This is a genomic window from Bradyrhizobium sp. SUTN9-2, assembly GCF_003122645.1.
Taxonomy (GTDB): Bacteria; Pseudomonadota; Alphaproteobacteria; order Rhizobiales; family Xanthobacteraceae; genus Bradyrhizobium; species Bradyrhizobium yuanmingense.
Window position 1 is genome coordinate 5112178 of sequence record NZ_LAXE01000001.1, and the last position, 17457, is coordinate 5129634.

The following is a 17457-nucleotide window of genomic DNA, read 5'->3' on the forward strand; positions in this document are numbered from 1 at the left end:
CCTCCGTCTCACTCACGCGGCGGCGACTGCCGCTTCAGATGCAGATAGGCCGGACTGAAATCGCCGAGCCGCTGCAGCTCGCGCCATTTCAGCACGACCAGCTCGCCGTCACGAAGATCCATCGCGCCGCTGCGCCTGAGATCGGCGAGCGTCCGGTTCACCGTCGCGATCGCCATGCCGAGGGTCTCGCCGAGTTGTGCGAGGCTGATCGGCAACCGGCAGCGATTGCCGCGCACCAGCTGCGCCGCGCGGGCACGGTAGAACAGCTCGCAAAACAGATGCGCCATGCGCATCTGCATCGGCCGGGCGCTGTTGTTGGTGATGGCCTCGCGAAAGATCGCGGCATCGCGCAGCGTCTCGCGCCAGACGGCGAGGCTGAAGGTCGGCCGCCGCCGGAACGCGATGAACAATTCGCGGTGCGGAATGAACGCGACCGACGCCGGCCCGAGCGCGCTGAGCCCGTGATCCATCTGGTCGATGAAGAGCCCCTGCGCATCCGGAAGATCGCCGGTGAGATGGAACGCCAGATATTGCCGCCGCCCGCTGCCGAGCAGGTGATAGCGGGCAACCATGCCGGAGACGACCAAAGCGGAATGCTCGGGTTCGTCGCCCTGACGGATGAAATCCTCATTGGGCGCGAAATCGCGCAGCATGAAGGTCAGCGCGCGAATCTCGCCCATATCCTCCTCTGCGAGCGCGGTGTGCTCGCCGAGGTTCCGTATCAGCACGTCGTGAGCTTTTTCCATGGCGCCGCCAAAAATCGCGCCGGTTCTATCAAATGATACGTCCGGCTTGCATTCAGCGGACTAGAACGCAGATCGGAAGCACAGGTTGCTAACCGGCTTGCGACGCATCGATCGCAGCCACGCCATTCCCCCCATTCGGACCAGCCGGCCTTAACATGAAAAGCACCACTCTCCTGGAGCGCATCCGGCGCCTGTTTGCATCCGATGCCGGCGAGCATCTGGACAGCATCAGAGACGCCTTGCTGAAGGGAACGCTGAGGGAGCCGGTCCGGCCGATGTCGGATCAGGAGCTCGCCCGCGCCATCCGCGAGTTCCGATCCGCACCAGTCTCCGACTGGACGCTTGCAAAGCTGTCGCGTCGCCTGGCCGAAGCGCCGGTGGCGCGGGACGGCTGAAGCGGCACGCGAGGCTCATGCCGCATTCGAAGTTCATCGCGCGTCTCCAAGCGATCGAAGGCCTGTCCGAGGACGAGCGCCGGCAGATCGCGGGCTTGCCGTCCACGCTGCGCCAGGTCGCGGATGGCGAGATCGTGCTGCGCCAGGGCGAGGCCGCGACCCGCTGCGTCTTCATCGTCAGCGGCTTTCTCTACCAGTCGCGCATCGTCGGCGATCGCAGCCAGACCCTCGCCTTCCATGTTCCCGGCGACATGCCATGCCTGCACACGCTGCTGGTCTCGCCGATGGACGCGGATCTCGTGGGGCTCGGCCCGACCATCGTCGGCACCGTCGCCCACAGCCAGCTCCGCCAGCTGCTCGACAGCTCGATCCACCTGACCCGCGTCTTCTGGCGCGAGACGCTGATCGACGCGGCCATCTCGCGGCAATGGATCGCCCGCCTCGGCGCGCAGGCGGCGCTGCCCAAGGTCGCGCACCTCATCTGCGAGCTCGCCGCAAGGCTGGAGATCGTCGGCCTCGTCAAGCGCAACTGCTTCCAGATGCCAATGACGCAACGCCACGTCGCGGACGCCTGTGGCCTGTCCATCGTCCACGTCAACCGCACCATCCAGGAGCTGAGGCACCGCGGATTGATCGCGTGGGAAGGCAGCGAGATCGAGCTGCTCCAGCCCGACGAGCTGCGCAGACTTGCGGATTTCTCGCCGGATTATCTAAGCTGAGCGGACCGCCACGCGGCGAGCAGTGGTCCGCCGCTCCCCAGCACGGGATCCGTCTTCGGCTTGCGGACCTTGGCGATGCGCTTGACCGCGTCGGGACGCTGGCGTGTGTCGGTGCACTCGTCATAGGTGCCGTCCTGCGGGTAGGCGCCGACGACCATAAAGTCCCGGCTGGATTCGATCAGCCGGTGGCCGGTGCCCGCGGGCAGGACCAGCACGTCCCCGGCTTTCAGTTTCAGGATGCGGCCCTTGATCCCGCCGCACTCGATCCTCGCCGTGCCGCGCGCCACGCCCATCACTTCATGGATCTGCGAATGATAGTGGACGAAGTCGTACACGGTGTCGCGCCACGACCGGCCCCAGCCATTGGTGTCGAACAGCGTATCGATGACGACCTCGGGCGGAAAGCGCCGACCGTTCAGCTTCACCGCGCCGCGATAGAGCAGCGCCGGGAAGCGCGGATGGTTCGGCACGATGCCGTCATCGCGAAAGTGCATGGCCGTGGGCTTGCGGGCCCGTACCAGCCCCCGCAGCGTCGCTGCATCGGGCTGCTCCTCTACCAGCTTCTTGGCGAAGTTCTTGATCTGATCCTTGACCGGCATGACGTCTCCTCAGCCGCGAAATAACGGCTGCGGAGGTGAGAAGTTTCCGGGCCCGATCGGAGCAAGGCCCGACAGGGCCTCTCCTCGTCATGACGCGGCGTCGGAAGGAAGCGCGTCAACGCTTGGCGGCAATCAGTTCGGCAAACTGCCGCAGATAGAGCGGCCAACCCTGATCGCTGTCAACGCCGCTGCGGACGCCTTCCCAGCCCTCGCCATGCCGATCGAGGTGACGGTGCTCCAGCTCCAAGCGGGTCCGGCTTGGTGTCTCCGCAATGAACCGGACCTCCCATTCACTCGTCTTGGCGGGATCGGTCTCGATTTGCCAGCGCGGGCTGATGTCCCAGCTCAAGAGGACTCGATTGGGTGGTTCGAACGCCAACACGCGCGCCCAGCGGCATTCGCTGCCGTCGATCCCCCGATCATAAATGCTTCCGCCCACCCGAGGTTCGAATACGGTCTCTGCGATGGGAACGGCGAGCAGATTGTGCTCGCGCGGCTTGAAGCTGCCGAAGTCTTCGGTGAAGACCTTGAACGCGCGCTCGATCGGCGCCTCGACGACGATGGAATGTTTGACGGGCGCAATCGATACACGTGTGTTCATCTGGATCCCTCCGATGGTTTTTCGACGGCTAGCTTGTAAGCGGCCAACGTGTCGCTCCAGAACCGGTCGAGCCAGGCTCGCATCTGGCCGAGTCCCGCCGGATCGACGTAATAGACGTTGCTGGCGCCCTTCGGCTCTGCACGAACCAAGCGGGATTCGCGCAGCACCTTGAGATGCTGTGAGACGGCCGACTGGGACACGGGCAGCTGTCGCGTGATCTCGGCGACCGTGCGTGGCCGTGCACCGACAAGCTCGAAGATCCGCCTGCGGGTGGGATCGCCGAGTGCGGCCAGTTGTGCGCTGTCCTTAGCCATAGACACTCCCCGCCCCATGCCACGCTTGTTCGACCTGTCATAAGTTACTGCTAATGATTAGTACTGACTTATGATCGTGTCAACCGGCTCAGGTCGTGGCGTGGAACTCTGATCGTGACGTTCGGAGAGTCTCATCCGGGGGCGGAACGAACGTCGCGCAGGCCCGATTCAAGCCACATCCTCTCCGGATTTGCGGCTCATTGCCACCCAAGTCTTTGACGAGAAGGGGCTCGTTGAGAGTTGCGTCATGCGTAACCGGGAGACCAGGATGGGCAACCGCGCCGCAAAGTTCATTTCGACCCTCGTCGCCAGCATCCTCGCGGGCGCGCCATTGGCCGCGGTATCGCAGAACGCGCCGACGCCATCGAGCACGGCCGCCGCGGCGCCCGACTGCCTGGCTTCGCCGAAGGATGCCACGCCGCAGGGCCAGCACTGGTACTACCGCCTCGATCGCACGACGAAGCGCAAGTGCTGGTATCTGCGCGCCGCAGGCGGCAAAGCCGCACAGACCGCGCAGGCGACGACCGATACATCCGAGCCGGATGCAGCACCGCCGCAGGCCGTGCAGAACGCGCGCGCGGAATATATCGCGCCGCAGACGAGTGCCGCAGCGGGCACGCCGAACATGGCCGCGCCCGCGCCGGCTGCAGCGAATGCACCCGCGGTCGCGCCGCAGCCGCCGAGCAGCGTCGCCGAAACCAACGCGCAGCAGCCGGCCGTGACCGCGCGCTGGCCCGAGGCCTCCACAGCGTCCACCGCGCCAGCGCATCAGCCGGCGGAAACCACGGTTGCAGCAGCCGCGCAGCCAAACGCGAAGCCGTCAAAATCCCCTGCTCCGCTCCCGCCCGCGGCCGATGGCACGACTGACAAGTCCGGCGGTTCGCTGCAAATGCTGATGCTCGTGATCGGCGGTGCGCTGGCGCTCGCCGGCATCCTCGCCAGCGTCATCTATCGCTTCGCCGGCGGACGGGTCCGCGCCAGGGCCGCCGACCGCCGCGGGCATTGGGACGATTGGGCGCCGCAGGACCATGACGGAAACCACGCGCCCTGGCGGGATTCACCGCCGGCCGCCGCCCAGCCGCCGCGCCCGATCGACTTCGATGCGGCTCGTCCGCAACCGACAAGACAAGCGACGAAACTCGCCGCGATCGGCCGCGAGATCGAGCTGATCGACGCGCGCAGGCAACGTGCCGCCGCTCCGGCCGCGGAACCGGTCGAGTCCAGAAGCGACAAGGTCGAGATCAAGTTGTTCGATCGGGCTGCTGCACCCAAGCTTGCCGCCAACGAAATTGAGGCGGATCGCGATGACGCGCCGGCAGGTCGGGATACCGATGCCGTCGATGTCGACGCGATCACGACGATGCTGGAGCAGCTGGCGAAGGAAGGGCCGCGCCTGTCGCGGCCTAACCTTGAAGCTGACCTTGCAAACTTCGCACGAAGCCTACGAGGCCAATCCGCCGCTCGCGCTTGAGACGCTCGGCCTTGAGGATCGACTGCACCTCGGCGAACGCCTCGTCGACCGCGTGGTTGATCACGATGTAGTCGTACTCGGCCCAGTGACTCATCTCGTCGCTGGCACGGCTCATCCGCTTACGGATCACCTCGTCGGAATCCTGCGCGCGCGAGTGCAGGCGCTTCTCGAGGTCGGCCGCCGAGGGCGGCAGGATGAAGACGCTGACGACATCGGCGCGCGCCTTCTGCTTCAATTGCTGGGTGCCCTGCCAGTCGATGTCGAACAGCACATCCTGGCCGGCCGACAACGCCGCATCCACGGGGCCGCGCGGCGTGCCGTAGCTGTTGTCGAACACCGTCGCCCATTCCAGCAGTTCGTCGGCCTTCACCATGGCATCGAACGTCGCCTTGTCGACAAACGTATAGTCCTTGCCGTTGACCTCGCCCGGCCGCATCGCGCGCGTGGTCGCAGATACCGACATTTTCAAGCCCGGCATCCGGTCGATCAGCATGCGCGACAGCGTCGTCTTGCCCGCGCCTGATGGCGAGGACAGCACGAACATCAATCCGCGCCGCTCGACACCGTCAGTTCCGTGACCGCCCGTCGTCATCGATCACTCCAGATTCTGCACCTGCTCGCGGAACTGCTCGACCACGTTCTTCATGGCGAGGCCCGTGTTGGTCAACTCGATGTCGTTCGACTTCGAGCAGCAGGTGTTGACCTCGCGGTGAAACTCCTGCGCCAGGAAATCCAGCTTGCGCCCGATCGGGCCGCCCTTGCCGATCAGCTCGCGCGCCTGCGCGATGTGGGAGGCGATGCGGTCGAGCTCCTCGCGGATGTCGGCCTTGGTCGCGATCAGGATCGCCTCCTGCATCAGGCGGTCGGAGTCGAAACGGTCGGAGGTGTCGAGCAGCGCTGCGATCTGCTCAGCGAGCTTCGCCTTGATCGCCTCCGGCTTGCGGCCGGGCGCGGCCTCCGCTCTCTTCGCCAGCTGCTCGATCTCGTCGACGCGCTGGGTCAGGATCTGCCCAAGCGAAGTGCCCTCGCGCTTGCGCATCGCAACGAGCTCGTCGAGCGCCTTGTCGAAGGCCTCGGCGGCAGCAGTGCGCGCTGCCTTGTCCTCCTCCTCGTCGCCCTCGGGCTCGGCTACCTCGACGACGCCCTTGATGGCGAGCAGGCCGTCGATGCTCGGCGCCACCGCGTCGACCTTCCCCGAGATCAGCGCGGCGGCCTTCAGCACCGCGTTGAGCACGTCCTCGTTGATGCGGACGGTGGCGGCGGCATTGGTGCGCTTGACGGTGAGATTGGCATAGACGGTGCCGCGCGAGAGCAGCTCGCCCGCGCGCTTCTTGGCATGGGCCTCGAGCTCATCAAACCCCTGCGGCAGCCGCACGCGCAAGTCGAAGCCCTTGGCATTGACCGACTTCAACTCCCATTCGAACGTATACGGCCCGCTTGCGCCGTGGCATCTCGCAAAGCCGGTCATGGACGACAGCGCCATCAGTTCAAATTCTCCAGGAACACGGGATTCGCGAGGCTATCAAGCCACGCGAATCTTAAGACTATTTTGCCGGAAAGTGGAATCGGCAATGTCCGCAAGCCGGTCTGCGCGCAAGGCTCAGCGCTGAACCACCGGCGGCGAGCCCTGCACCGCGCCCTGCCGGGCCGGTGGGGGATTGGCTGGAGCAGCCGGGCGTGCTGCCGGCGGCCTCTTCTGCTGATTGGGCCGTGCCGGCGTGGCCGCGGTCGGCGGGTCGGCAGCGCCAGGCGCGGCAACGGCCGGCGGCTGCGCGTCATCGGGCGGCTCGACCGTGTCGTTCTGGATCTGCTTCTCCATCGCGCGGAGCTTGGCGACGTTCTTCTGGTGCGCGTCGTAGGTCTCGGTGAAGGCGTGCCCGCCGGTGCCGTCGGCGACGAAATAGAGGTCGCGGGTGCGGGCCGGGTTGGCGGCGGCCTCGAGCGAGGCGCGGCCCGGATTGGAGATCGGGCCCGGCGGCAGGCCGTCGATCACATAGGTGTTGTAGGGCGAGGGCTGCGTGATCTCGCTGCGTTTGATCGGCCGGCCCAGCGTTCCCTTGCCGCCGACGAGGCCGTAGATGATGGTCGGATCGGACTGCAGCTTGATCCGCTGCTTCAGCCGGTTGACGAACACCGCGGCGACACGGCTGCGCTCGTCCGCCTTGCCGGTTTCCTTCTCGATGATGGACGCCAGCGTGACCAGCTGCTCCGGCGTCTTGACTGGAACGTCCTGATTGCGGCGTTCCCAGATCTCCGACAGCACACGCTTGTGCGCCTGCTGCATGCGCTGGACCACCTGCTCGCGCGGGGTGCCGCGCGGGAATTTGTAGGTCTCCGGGAGCAGCGTGCCTTCGCGCGGCAGCTCGCGCACGCTGCCGGTGAAGATGTCGTTGTCGGAGAGCCGCGCCACGATCTGCTCGGAGGTCAGGCCTTCGGGAATCGTCACGGCGTGCTGCACCACCTTGCCCTCGACGATGGTGCCGATGACGTCGCGCAGCGAGGCGTTCTTCTGGAAGGAATACTCACCCGGCTTGAGGTCCGAGCTCGCCTTCAACGCGGCGACGCTGGCGATGAACACCCAGGGATTGACGTCGGTCACGCCTTCCCGGTTCAGCGTCTCGGCGATGTCGCGCTTGCCCGCACGCTGCGGGATGTTGACGATCTTGTCCTCCTTCAGCGGTCCGGGCGCCTCGAGCACCTGGCGGCCGTAATAATAGACGCCGCCGGCGCCGAGCATGGCGATCAGCAGAAGGGTGATGATGGCGTTGCCGACGACGACGAACGGATTGCGCGCGCGGTCCGACCGCTTGGGCGGCGGCGGAAGTTGCTCGGGCTCGAGCGCGGCCCGCGGACTCCGGGGTGAAATGGGCGGCCTTTCACTCATCGAAACAACCTGAATCCTGCCGGTTCAATAGCGGCCCGACAATCGCTTGCCCTGCCAAAAACGCACGCGCCCACGTCCATGACTATCGCCGAATACGGCAAAACGGTGGATTCGTCTCAAACACAAACTAACTGACTAGGCGCCGGACGATCACCGACGCATTGGTACCGCCAAAACCAAAAGAGTTCGACAACGCGACGTTGACCTCACGCTGCTTCGACTTGTGCGGCACGAGATCGATCGCGGTCTCGACCGACGGATTGTCGAGATTGATCGTCGGCGGCACGACATTATCGCGAATCGCCAGAATCGCGAAAATCGCTTCGATCGCACCGGCCGCGCCGAGCAGATGGCCGGTCGACGACTTGGTCGAGGACATCGCGACCTTGGAGGCGGCGTTGCCGAGCAGACGCTCGACCGCGCCGAGCTCGATCTCGTCGCCGAGCGGCGTCGAGGTCCCGTGCGCATTGATGTAATCGAGATCGGACGGCGTCAGCCCGGCACGCTTGAGCGCGGCCGACATGCTGCGGAAGCCGCCATCGCCGTCGGGCGACGGCGAGGTGATGTGATAGGCATCACCCGACAGACCATAGCCGATCACCTCGGCATAGATCTTCGCGCCGCGCCGCCTGGCGTGCTCCAGCTCCTCCAGCACGAGGACGCCGGCGCCCTCGCCCATCACGAAGCCGTCGCGGTCTTTATCGTAGGGACGCGAGGCCTTTTCGGGAGTCTCGTTGAAACCGGTCGACAGCGCGCGCGCGGCGTTGAAGCCGGCGATGCCGATGCGGCTGATCGGCGACTCGGCGCCGCCCGCGACCATCACGTCGGCATCGCCCAGCGCGATCAGGCGGGCGGCATCGCCAACCGCATGCGCGCCGGTCGAGCATGCCGTGACCACCGAATGGTTCGGCCCCTTCAGCCCGTGCGCGATCGAGACGTAGCCGGAGGCGAGATTGATCAAGCGGCCGGGAATGAAGAACGGCGACACCCGGCGCGGCCCGCGCTCCTTCAGCAGGATCGCGGTATCGGCGATGCCGTTGAGGCCGCCGATGCCGGAGCCGATCATGGTGCCGGTCGCGCATTTGTCCTCTTCGGTCTCGGGATGCCAGTTGGCGTCGTCGAGCGCCTGACCGGCCGCGGCCATGCCGAAGATGATGAAGTCGTCGACCTTGCGCTGGTCCTTCGGCTCCATCCACTTGTCCGGATTGAAGCTGTCGTTCGAGCCGTCGCCGCGCACGACCGTGCAGGCGATCTTGGTCTGCAGATCGGAGACATCGAAGCTCTCGATCCTGCGCGCACCGCTTTCGCCGTTGAGGATGCGCTTCCAGGTCGGCTCGACGCCACAGCCGAGTGGCGAGACCATGCCGAGACCCGTGACGACAACCCGCCTCATATCCGAAAACTCCGCATCGAAAGATTCACGGCCAATAACAAGAAACCGGCTGACCGCTGCGAAGCGGCCCGTCCGGTTTCAATGTTGTCCCCGCGAAATTGAAGAGCCTTAGCTCTTCGCGTTCTTCTCGAGAAACTTCGTAGCGTCGCCGACGGTGAGAATCGTTTCCGCAGCGTCGTCCGGAATCTCGCAACCGAATTCCTCTTCGAACGCCATCACCAGCTCGACGGTATCCAGACTGTCGGCGCCGAGGTCGTCGATGAAGCTCGCGTTGTCGACAACCTTCTCGGGTTCAACACCAAGGTGTTCGACCACGATCTTCTTAACCCGCTCGCCAATGTCACTCATTGCTTAACCTCGTGTTGTTCCCTGTAGACCCGACCCCCCGGGACGATACGAGCCGTCGTGGTCGTTTGACTGCCTTCGCTTACGAACTTTGATTTGGCCCATCCTAACCGATGGAGGCCCCGGCGAACGACGGCCAAAGGCTCCGCATCGCCAATATACAGGGTTTCAAAAACCTGCAATGGCGTTCTTTGCCCATCCGTTGGAGGTCCGGTTATCATACTTCAATTGCCTTGACTACAAGCCTCATTTCGCTCCGGAAACGGCCGTTTGCCGCATGCCGCACCGCCGTGACAGGCGACGCGGCACGAGACGTCAGATCATGGCCATGCCGCCGTTGACGTGGATGGTCTGCCCGGTGACGTAGGCTGCTTCGTTCGAGCTCAGATAGACAGCGGCCGCTGCGATGTCCTCGGGCGTCCCCAGGCGGGCGGCCGGAACCTTGGTGAGAATCGTTTCGCGCTGCTTGTCGTTGAGCGCATCGGTCATCGGCGTCTTGATGAAGCCCGGCGCGATGCAGTTCGCGGTCACGCCACGCTTGGCGTATTCGGCCCCTAACGTCTTGATCATGCCGATCAGGCCGGCTTTCGACGCCGTATAATTGCCCTGCCCGGGATTGCCGGTGACGCCGACCACCGAGGTGATGGCGACGATGCGGCCGAAGCGCTTGCGCATCATCAGCTTGGTCGCGGCGCGCGCCAGGCGGAAGGTCGCGGTCAGATTGACGTTGATGACCTCGTCCCAATCCTCGTCGCGAAGCTGCACGAAGAGATTGTCGCGCGTGATGCCGGCATTGGCGATGAGAATGTCGACCTGGCCCATCGCCGCTTCCGCAGCGGGCACCAGCGCCTCGACCTCATCGGCCTTGGAGAGATTGCAGGGCAGCACGTGGGCGCGCTCGCCGAGCTTGCCGGCAAGCTCGTCCAGCACCTCCTTGCGCGTCCCTGAAATGGCGACGGTGGCGCCCTGCGCGTGCAGCGCCTGCGCGATCGCGCCGCCAATGCCGCCGGTCGCGCCGGTGACGAGCGCCTTTCGGCCAGTCAGATCGAACATTGATGGACTCCTTTAAGCCTGCTTCGCAGCGGCCAATGCATCCTTGGCGGCGGCAATATCGTTCGGGCCGCCGACCGCAATGCCGACGGCACCGTCCGCGATACGCTTGACGAGACCGGTCAGCACCTTGCCGGCGCCGATCTCGAAGAAGCGGGTGACGCCCTGCCCGGCCATGTAAGCCACCGACTCGCGCCAGCGCACCGTGCCGGTGACCTGCTCGACCAGGCGGCGGCGGATCTCGTCGGGATCGGTGATGGCGCTCGCCAGCACGTTCGACACCAGCGGGGCGGCCGGCGCCTTGATCGTGACCTTCGACAGCGCCTCCGCCATGGCATCCGCAGCCGGCTGCATCAACTTGCAATGGAACGGGGCGGACACCGGCAGCAGCATCGCGCGCTTGGCGCCCTTGGCCTTGGCGATCTCGACGGCGCGATCGACCGCAGCCTTGTCGCCGGAGACGACGACCTGGCCGCCGCCATTGTCGTTGGCGGCCTGGCAGACCTGCCCCTGCGCCGCCTCGCCCGCGACCTCCATGGCGGCCTCGTAGTCGAGACCGAGCAGCGCGGCCATCGCGCCGGCGCCGACCGGGACCGCCTTTTGCATTGCGAGACCGCGGGTGCGAAGCAGACGCGCGGTATCCGAAACCGTCAGGCTGCCGGCCGCCGCCAGCGCCGAATATTCACCGAGCGAGTGGCCGGCGACGAAGGCCGCGTCTCGTCCCACGGAAAAACCAGCCTCGGCCTCAAGCACGCGCAAGGTCGCGATAGACACGGCCATCAGCGCCGGCTGGGCGTTCTCGGTGAGTTGGAGAGTTTCGGCCGGACCTTCCCAGATGATGGCCGTCAGCTTCTCCCCGAGCGCGGCATCGACCTCGTCGAATACGGCGCGCGCCACCGGAAAGGCGTCGGCCAGGGCCTTGCCCATGCCGACAGCCTGGGAACCCTGCCCAGGAAATGTGAATGCAGCCGTCATCGGCGCTCCCTGCTGTCAGGCATGATCCCTGTTCTGAACCGGCAGCCGATTTACGCCCGGCCTTAGGCCGTGGTTCCTTGGGCCATGGTTCCGGATCATGCTCCAAAGGGGGCCGTAGACACCGTCCGGGGCCGCACTGTCAAGCCGAGACGGGAACTTGGAGCAGCATTCAACGGGGAATAAGCCCCTCAAAACCCGCCGGCGGTCTGGTTGGCATCGACGTCCGCTCCTGCCCGCGCTCGGCGCGCACTGTTCACCAGTTGCCCCGGCCGATCCTCGCGGTTCGGCTTTGCCGTGGCCAGCCGCAGCACCGAAGCGTAGTTCGGCTGCACTTCCATGCGATCGGCGTACCGGCTCGCACTCAGCAGCCGGTGCACCTTCGGCAGATTGTAGCAGGGCACGTAGAACAACAGATGATGCTCGAGGTGATAGTTCACGTAATACGGCGCGATGAACAGGCGCTCGAGAAAATTGGCATGCGTCGTGCGCGTGTTGCGCAAGGGGTCGCTACTATCGGGGACGACGGCGTGCTCGGCGATATTGCGGATGCGGGTGATGACCATCATCCACGTCAAGAGCGGCACCAGCCAGAGCAGCGGATAGGCCCACCACACGCCGGCCGCGGCGAGCGCGGCAAACATGATCCCGTTGACCACACATTGCGGGCCGAGCATCTCCCAGAAATGCGCTGCACGTTGCCGCCATGACCAGTCCTTTGGCCCGAGCGCGTTGAGCAACTGCGCCTTGCGCTGCTGGTAGCCGGTCTGCCCGGTGATGTCGCGGATGAACTTGCGGCGATAGCTCAACTTGGTGATCGGAAACGGCGCCGACAGCACGAGGTCGGGGTCGTCCTCCTGCTGGGTGCGCGCATGGTGCTGAAGGTGATAGCGCCTGTAGCTGCGCGTCTCCGCAAACAGCGGATAGGCGCAGAACCACTGGCTCAGCGTCAGATTGGTTTTCTCGTCGGCGGACAGGCAACCATGTGCGCCGTCATGCATCAGGATCGCAAGGCCGAGCTGGCGCGAGCCGATGATGGCGACGGCGAAGATATAGGTGAGCGGATTGGGCCACCACGCGACCAGCGCGATGGCTGCAATGATCAGCGTCCAGGCGTGCGCGATCAGCGCAGCGCCTTTCCACGTCGCGCGCTGGCGCACCTCGGCCAATTGATCGTCGGTCAGGAAATCGCGGGCACGCATGCGAAGCGCGGTCATGGCCTAACCCTTTCCATTGGAATTGTCGGATGCCTCGCGCGCCTCGACAAGACGCAGGCGGGCGGTGTCTTCAGTGGATTTCGCCTGCTCGCCCAGCACGCGCAGCATCTCGGCGCAGAGCGCCTCGGGCGAGCGGCCCATCGCGTAGCCCTCGAGAATGACGCCGATGGCGACGGCCCAGAACCGCCGCGAGCTTTCGTCGGGCGCGCGCAGCGAGCGCCAGCCGTGCCGCGCGACCTGCCCCGCATAAGCGCGCGTACCCTCGCTGTGCAGGCGCTCGATGGTGCGCTCCACCAGCGGCGCGAGATCCTGGCGACGCCGCGTCAGCGTCAGCGCCTCGGCGAAGAAGGCGACCGAATCGCTCGCCGTCACGGTCTCGGCCAACGCGTGGGTGTATTCCCCGGGCGTGCGCGCCTTCAGCGCCGCCTGCTCGGTGGCCCGTGCCAGATACAACAGATCGCGGCAGGCGCACTCGACAAACAGCGCCTCCTTGGTGCGGAAGTAATAGGTGATCTGGCTCGGGAACGCGTCCGCGGCGGCCGCGATGTCGGTAATCGACGTGCCTGACAGCCCCCGCTCCCGAAACAGCGGGCTCGCAGCATCCAGGAGCAGTGACCGCATCTTGCGGCCGGCCGAGCGCGTCGCGCGCGCGGCGTGCTTGGGGTCGCCTGCCGCTTCGAGCGGCGCATCGGCCGACGCTTCTGCCATGGGATCCTCTCCGCTGAATTATTTGTATGTTATACAAACAAACAGATCAAGCCGAATCTTGGTATTGGAGGATGGGGTTCTTGTTCCCGTTGGAGGGGCGGACCGCTCGGCTTGAAAATGCCCCTCCACCTTGCAAAGCCAGCCAAAATCCGTATAAGGCGCCCATCCGCAGACCCCGGCCGGGAGCTGAACGGACGGTCTCAGCAAATCATTCGTGATTTTGGTGTGGCAGGGCCAGTCGGCCCGTCGTCCCGTGTTTCCGCCTTCTGAGCTTGATCCCAGAGTCCTTTCCGAAGGCCTCTTAAGGGTTTGACGCCGGGCGATGCGCCAACATGAGGAAAGGACGACCATGCCTCTTTACGAGCATGTTTTTCTCGCGCGTCAGGACGCGAGCCCGCAGCAGGTCGAAGAGCTGACTGCGCAGATGACCGGTATCGTCGAAGGTCTCGGCGGCAAGATCACCAAGACCGAGAATTGGGGCGTGCGCTCCCTCACCTACCGCATGAACAAGAACCGCAAGGCGCACTTCGTGCTGCTCAACATCGACGCGCCGTCCGCGGCGATCGCCGAGATCGAGCGCCAGGAGCGCATCAGCGAAGACGTGATCCGCTATCTCAGCGTCCGCGTCGAGGAGCTGGAGGAAGGCCCGTCCGCGATGATGCGCAAGGCCGACCGCGACCGCGAGCGTGACGATCGCGGCGGTGGCTTCCGCGGCGAGCGTGAAGGCGGCTTCCGTGGCGACCGCGAGGGCGGTTTCCGCGGCGATCGCGGTCCGCGCCGTCCGCGCGACGAAGCTGAAACCACGGATGGGGAGTAAGAATCATGGCTGAAGCTGGTGCACGCCGCCCGTTTTTCCGTCGTCGCAAGAGCTGCCCGTTCACGGGCGCCAATGCTCCGAAGATCGACTACAAGGACTCCAAGCTCTTGATGCGTTACGTCTCCGAGCGCGGCAAGATCGTGCCGAGCCGCATCACCGCGGTGTCCGCGAAGAAGCAGCGTGAGCTCGCCCGCGCCATCAAGCGCGCGCGCTTCCTGGGCCTCCTGCCCTACGTCATTCGCTGATACGACCAATTCGACCGGCGGCGGCTAGCGCCGCCGGTCGCGACTTTTCGAACTCATAAGGCTTCCGGGTCGTCCGGTCGCCGATGGTTGGGGCAAGCGACGCCTCTAACCGCTCGAAGGGAGCGGGACAGCTGATGATGGCCTTTGGACTGATAGCCCTGATCGCCGGCGCTGCGTCGGCCCTGATGTTCGCCTCGATCATCTCGGGGGCGCTGATCGCGCTCGTCCTGTTCTATCTCGCTCCGCTCCCCCTGATGGTCGCCGCGATCGGCTGGGGCCCGCTTTGCGCGAGCATTGGTGGCATCGCCGCTGCGATCGGCCTCGGCGCCCTGTTCGGCCTGCCCTACTGCATCGCCTTCGCCGTCACCGTCGCGTTGCCGGCGTGGTGGCTCGGCCATCTCGTCCTGCTCGGACGTCAGGTGGGAAGCGCCGCGTCTGCCACCGGCACAGCGCCCTCCGCGGAGCCGGAGGTCGAGTGGTACCCGGTCGGCCGCATCCTGCTCTGGATTGCAGGCTTCGCGACGCTGACCACAATGGCCGCTTTGCTCACTCTCGGGACCGACGCGGAGACCATCACCGGCACGTTGCGCCGTGGCCTGACGCGCCTCCTGCGCGCCACCGACCCGCAAACTTCAGGCGAAGCCAGCCAGTTCGTCGACGCGCTGGTGCGCATCGCACCCGCCGCCGCCACGATTGCCGCGACGATGACGCTCACTCTCAACCTCTGGCTCAGCGCCAAGGTGACCGCGACGTCGGGCCGGCTGCGCCGTCCCTGGCCGGACCTCAAGACCACCGAGCTGCCGCAGATGACGCTGGTGGTGCTGTGCATCTCCCTCGCCTTCTGCTTCACCGGGGGGCTGCTTGGCATCGTGGCGCAGATCGCCACCGCCGCGCTGATGATGAGTTATGCGCTGGCCGGTTTCGCCGTATTGCATACGCTGACGCTCGCGCTGAACGGCCGCACGTTCTGGCTCGGCTCGACCTACGCCGCCGTGGTCGTGTTCGGATGGCCCGTGGTCGCGATGGTGATCCTTGGGCTTGCGGATGCCTTGTTTGGCTTGCGCGAACGCTTCCTGCGCAGCCGGCAGCCGCCGCCACTGCCTACACCTTGAGTTCAACCCCGAAACTGAAACCTTCGAGAGCACTTCAAAAGGAGAACGAATATGGAAGTCATTTTGCTGGAACGCGTCAACAAGCTCGGCCAGATGGGCGAAGTCGTGAAGGTTCGCGACGGCTACGCTCGCAATTTCCTGCTCAAGCGCGGCAAGGCGCTGCGCGCCACCGCCGACAACCGGGCCAAGTATGACGGCATGAAGGCCGAGCTCGAAGCGCGCAACCTCGCCTCGAAGGCCGAGGCGTCCAAGGTCGCCGAGAAGATCGAGGGCAAGAACATCATCGTGATCCGCCAGGCCTCGGAAGCCGGCCAGCTGTTCGGCTCGGTCAACGTGCGTGACATCGTGCTCGCGTTCGAAGCCGACGGCGTTTCGCTCGCCCGTCCGCAGATCCAGCTCGACGCGCCGATCAAGACCATCGGCAAGCACTCGATCACCGTTGCCGTTCATCCCGAAGTCGAGGTCGAGATCACCGTCACGGTTGCCCGCAGCCAGGACGAGGCCGAGCGCATCAACCGCGGCGAGGACATCTCGACCCGCAATGAGGATCGCGATGCGGCCGCCGAGGCGATCGCCGCCGCCGGCGAGTTCTTCGATCCGGAAGCCCAGCACGACGAGGTCGCGCCGGCGCCGGCTGCGGAAGAGAAGTAAGCAGCTCAACTCGTCATTCCGGGACGGTCCGCAAGACCAGACCCGGATGACGATCCCGATCAAAGCCCGGCTGCCTCACGCGGCCGGGCTTTTCGTTTTGGCAGCGACGTCCTCGCTCAGCATCGCGATCGAGGCCAGCGCGGTGGCCGTATGCTTCTCGACGCCGTCGCTGACGCAGAACACGTCGGCGGCGACCACCGCGACCTGGCGGCCCGGCTTGATCACCCGGGCGCGGCAGATCAGCTTCTCGCCGACCGCGGGCGACAACAGATTGAGCTTGTATTCCGCCGTCAGCGCCGGCTGGCCGCGCGACGTGGCGGCTGCGATCGTGGTGGCGTTGTCGACCAGGAAGGCGGTGACGCCGCCATGGAAGAAGCCGTGCTGCTGTAACAGCTCCGGCCGGCGCTCCACGGCGATGGTGCAGGTGCCGCGCGACAATTCGGAGAGCTCGGCGCCGACCAGGTTCATGAAACCCTGCCGGCCGATATTGGCGTGGATGCGCTCGGCAATCGGCGCAAATTCCGGATCAGCTTCGGCCCGCATGCGATCTCCCCTTATTGCTTGTTGATGCGATCGAACGGCCTCAGCGCACGATTGGCGCAGGCGATCAGCGTGTCCGCCTCGATGCGCGGATCGGTTCGCTCGCGACCCGACAGGAAGGCGCGGCAGAAGATCTGCGCCGGACCGATCAGCTGGCTGACGAACATCACCGGCGTCATCGGCAGAAGTTCGCCGCTTGCCACCAGCGGCGCGCGCCAGCGCTCAATGCCTTCGGCAAGCCGCGCATTCTGCGCCCGCTGGGCGTCGCGCACGTCTTCGCCCCACTCGCTGCGCGAGATCTCGAAGAGGTAGCGCGCCTCGCGCCGGCTGGTGACGACCCAGTCGAGATGCGCCCGGATCAGGCGATCGATGCCCCGCTCGGCGTCGGGGCCGGGATCGAGCGCGGCCAGTATCGCGGCGTGATAGTGCCGCAAGACCTCCAGAAACAACGCACCGGCAAGTTCTTTCTTCGAACCGAAGACGTGGAAGAAGCTGCCGTTGGAAGCCCGCGCGCGGGTGCGGATCGCAGCCACCGTCGCGGCTTCGAAGCCGACGCGGTCGAACACGGCAAGGCCGGCCGCCAACAGATCGTCTCGTACGCTCGCCGTCATGGGCGCCTCCTAGAGCAATACTCTAGAGTACTACTCTAATGGCGGTCAAGTCGATGCGAAGGCCGCG

Annotated in this window: 22 protein-coding genes; 7 read left to right on the forward strand and 15 right to left on the reverse strand. The window is 65.6% G+C overall.

Annotation, left to right across the window (positions count from 1 at the left end):
- Window positions 1-8: 8 nt before the first annotated feature.
- On the reverse strand, window positions 9-746 hold the full coding sequence (locus XF30_RS23720; protein WP_109144004.1) for a Crp/Fnr family transcriptional regulator: 738 nt from the start codon (window positions 744-746) through the stop codon (window positions 9-11).
- 155 nt (window positions 747-901) lie between these two features.
- Between XF30_RS23720 and XF30_RS23725 the strand changes: the two genes are divergently transcribed.
- Together XF30_RS23725 and XF30_RS23730 are read left to right on the forward strand one after the other, a co-directional pair.
- Window positions 902-1141 (forward strand): hypothetical protein, encoded by a 240-nt coding sequence (locus XF30_RS23725; protein WP_109144005.1) that lies wholly within the window; start codon window positions 902-904, stop codon window positions 1139-1141.
- 17 nt (window positions 1142-1158) lie between these two features.
- Entirely contained in the window at window positions 1159-1860 is a 702-nt protein-coding gene (locus XF30_RS23730; protein WP_109144006.1) for a Crp/Fnr family transcriptional regulator, read from the forward strand.
- Here the strand turns inward: XF30_RS23730 and XF30_RS23735 are convergent.
- The 3 genes from XF30_RS23735 to XF30_RS23745 all read right to left on the reverse strand — a co-directional run bounded on the left by XF30_RS23735 (window position 1848) and on the right by XF30_RS23745 (window position 3374).
- Window positions 1848-2459 (reverse strand): cupin, encoded by a 612-nt coding sequence (locus tag XF30_RS23735; RefSeq protein ID WP_036000681.1) that lies wholly within the window; start codon window positions 2457-2459, stop codon window positions 1848-1850. The genes XF30_RS23730 and XF30_RS23735 overlap by 13 nt on opposite strands.
- 115 nt (window positions 2460-2574) lie before the next feature.
- Window positions 2575-3060: an SRPBCC family protein gene (locus XF30_RS23740; RefSeq protein ID WP_036000685.1), complete on the reverse strand. Its 486-nt coding sequence runs from the start codon at window positions 3058-3060 to the stop codon at window positions 2575-2577.
- The gene (locus XF30_RS23745) at window positions 3057-3374 is read right to left on the reverse strand and encodes an ArsR/SmtB family transcription factor (RefSeq protein ID WP_036000689.1); all 318 of its coding nucleotides are present in this window, start codon (window positions 3372-3374) and stop codon (window positions 3057-3059) included. Before XF30_RS23745 ends, XF30_RS23740 begins: the two co-directional genes overlap by 4 nt.
- A 268-nt stretch (window positions 3375-3642) precedes the next feature.
- Here XF30_RS23745 and XF30_RS23750 point away from each other — a divergent pair, with 268 nt between their 5' ends.
- Complete coding sequence (locus tag XF30_RS23750) at window positions 3643-4845, forward strand: hypothetical protein (RefSeq protein WP_192893233.1); 1203 nt, start codon at window positions 3643-3645, stop codon at window positions 4843-4845.
- Here XF30_RS23750 and gmk read toward each other — a convergent pair.
- The 9 genes from gmk to XF30_RS23795 all read right to left on the reverse strand — a co-directional run bounded on the left by gmk (window position 4778) and on the right by XF30_RS23795 (window position 13414).
- The gene (gene gmk / locus XF30_RS23755) at window positions 4778-5437 is read right to left on the reverse strand and encodes a guanylate kinase (RefSeq protein WP_036000695.1); all 660 of its coding nucleotides are present in this window, start codon (window positions 5435-5437) and stop codon (window positions 4778-4780) included. The genes XF30_RS23750 and gmk overlap by 68 nt on opposite strands.
- Before the next feature lie 3 nt (window positions 5438-5440).
- On the reverse strand, window positions 5441-6328 hold the full coding sequence (locus XF30_RS23760; protein WP_109144007.1) for a YicC/YloC family endoribonuclease: 888 nt from the start codon (window positions 6326-6328) through the stop codon (window positions 5441-5443).
- Window positions 6329-6445: 117 nt separating this feature from the next.
- On the reverse strand, window positions 6446-7729 hold the full coding sequence (gene mltG, locus XF30_RS23765) for an endolytic transglycosylase MltG (RefSeq protein ID WP_109144008.1): 1284 nt from the start codon (window positions 7727-7729) through the stop codon (window positions 6446-6448).
- A gap of 127 nt (window positions 7730-7856) precedes the next feature.
- Window positions 7857-9122, reverse strand: coding sequence for a beta-ketoacyl-ACP synthase II (gene fabF, locus XF30_RS23770; RefSeq protein WP_109144009.1), 1266 nt, complete (start codon window positions 9120-9122; stop codon window positions 7857-7859).
- A gap of 108 nt (window positions 9123-9230) precedes the next feature.
- On the reverse strand, window positions 9231-9470 hold the full coding sequence (locus XF30_RS23775) for an acyl carrier protein (RefSeq protein WP_008551805.1): 240 nt from the start codon (window positions 9468-9470) through the stop codon (window positions 9231-9233).
- 312 nt (window positions 9471-9782) lie between these two features.
- A complete protein-coding gene (gene fabG, locus XF30_RS23780) occupies window positions 9783-10520 on the reverse strand; it encodes a 3-oxoacyl-[acyl-carrier-protein] reductase (RefSeq protein ID WP_025035827.1) in 738 nt (245 codons plus the stop codon).
- Window positions 10521-10532: 12 nt separating this feature from the next.
- Window positions 10533-11492, reverse strand: a complete 960-nt coding sequence (gene fabD, locus XF30_RS23785; RefSeq protein WP_109144010.1) for an ACP S-malonyltransferase — start codon at window positions 11490-11492, stop codon at window positions 10533-10535.
- 188 nt (window positions 11493-11680) lie between these two features.
- Window positions 11681-12706 (reverse strand): fatty acid desaturase family protein, encoded by a 1026-nt coding sequence (locus tag XF30_RS23790; RefSeq protein WP_036034039.1) that lies wholly within the window; start codon window positions 12704-12706, stop codon window positions 11681-11683.
- A 3-nt stretch (window positions 12707-12709) separates the two neighbouring features.
- Window positions 12710-13414: a TetR/AcrR family transcriptional regulator C-terminal domain-containing protein gene (locus XF30_RS23795; RefSeq protein ID WP_036000718.1), complete on the reverse strand. Its 705-nt coding sequence runs from the start codon at window positions 13412-13414 to the stop codon at window positions 12710-12712.
- Window positions 13415-13763: 349 nt separating this feature from the next.
- Between XF30_RS23795 and rpsF the strand changes: the two genes are divergently transcribed.
- From rpsF to rplI, 4 genes are all read left to right on the forward strand, one after another.
- On the forward strand, window positions 13764-14231 hold the full coding sequence (gene rpsF, locus XF30_RS23800) for a 30S ribosomal protein S6 (protein ID WP_025035823.1): 468 nt from the start codon (window positions 13764-13766) through the stop codon (window positions 14229-14231).
- 5 nt (window positions 14232-14236) lie between these two features.
- Window positions 14237-14476, forward strand: coding sequence for a 30S ribosomal protein S18 (gene rpsR, locus XF30_RS23805; RefSeq protein ID WP_007592020.1), 240 nt, complete (start codon window positions 14237-14239; stop codon window positions 14474-14476).
- A 134-nt stretch (window positions 14477-14610) separates the two neighbouring features.
- Window positions 14611-15588 (forward strand): DUF2232 domain-containing protein, encoded by a 978-nt coding sequence (locus tag XF30_RS23810; protein ID WP_057028958.1) that lies wholly within the window; start codon window positions 14611-14613, stop codon window positions 15586-15588.
- A 51-nt stretch (window positions 15589-15639) separates the two neighbouring features.
- Entirely contained in the window at window positions 15640-16239 is a 600-nt protein-coding gene (gene rplI / locus XF30_RS23815; RefSeq protein ID WP_036000730.1) for a 50S ribosomal protein L9, read from the forward strand.
- A 75-nt stretch (window positions 16240-16314) separates the two neighbouring features.
- Here the strand turns inward: rplI and XF30_RS23820 are convergent, their stop codons facing one another.
- Both XF30_RS23820 and XF30_RS23825 read right to left on the reverse strand, forming a co-directional pair.
- Window positions 16315-16782, reverse strand: coding sequence for a PaaI family thioesterase (locus tag XF30_RS23820; RefSeq protein WP_036000734.1), 468 nt, complete (start codon window positions 16780-16782; stop codon window positions 16315-16317).
- Window positions 16783-16793: 11 nt separating this feature from the next.
- The gene (locus XF30_RS23825) at window positions 16794-17390 is read right to left on the reverse strand and encodes a TetR/AcrR family transcriptional regulator (protein ID WP_036000737.1); all 597 of its coding nucleotides are present in this window, start codon (window positions 17388-17390) and stop codon (window positions 16794-16796) included.
- Between the last annotated feature and the right edge of the window lie 67 nt (window positions 17391-17457).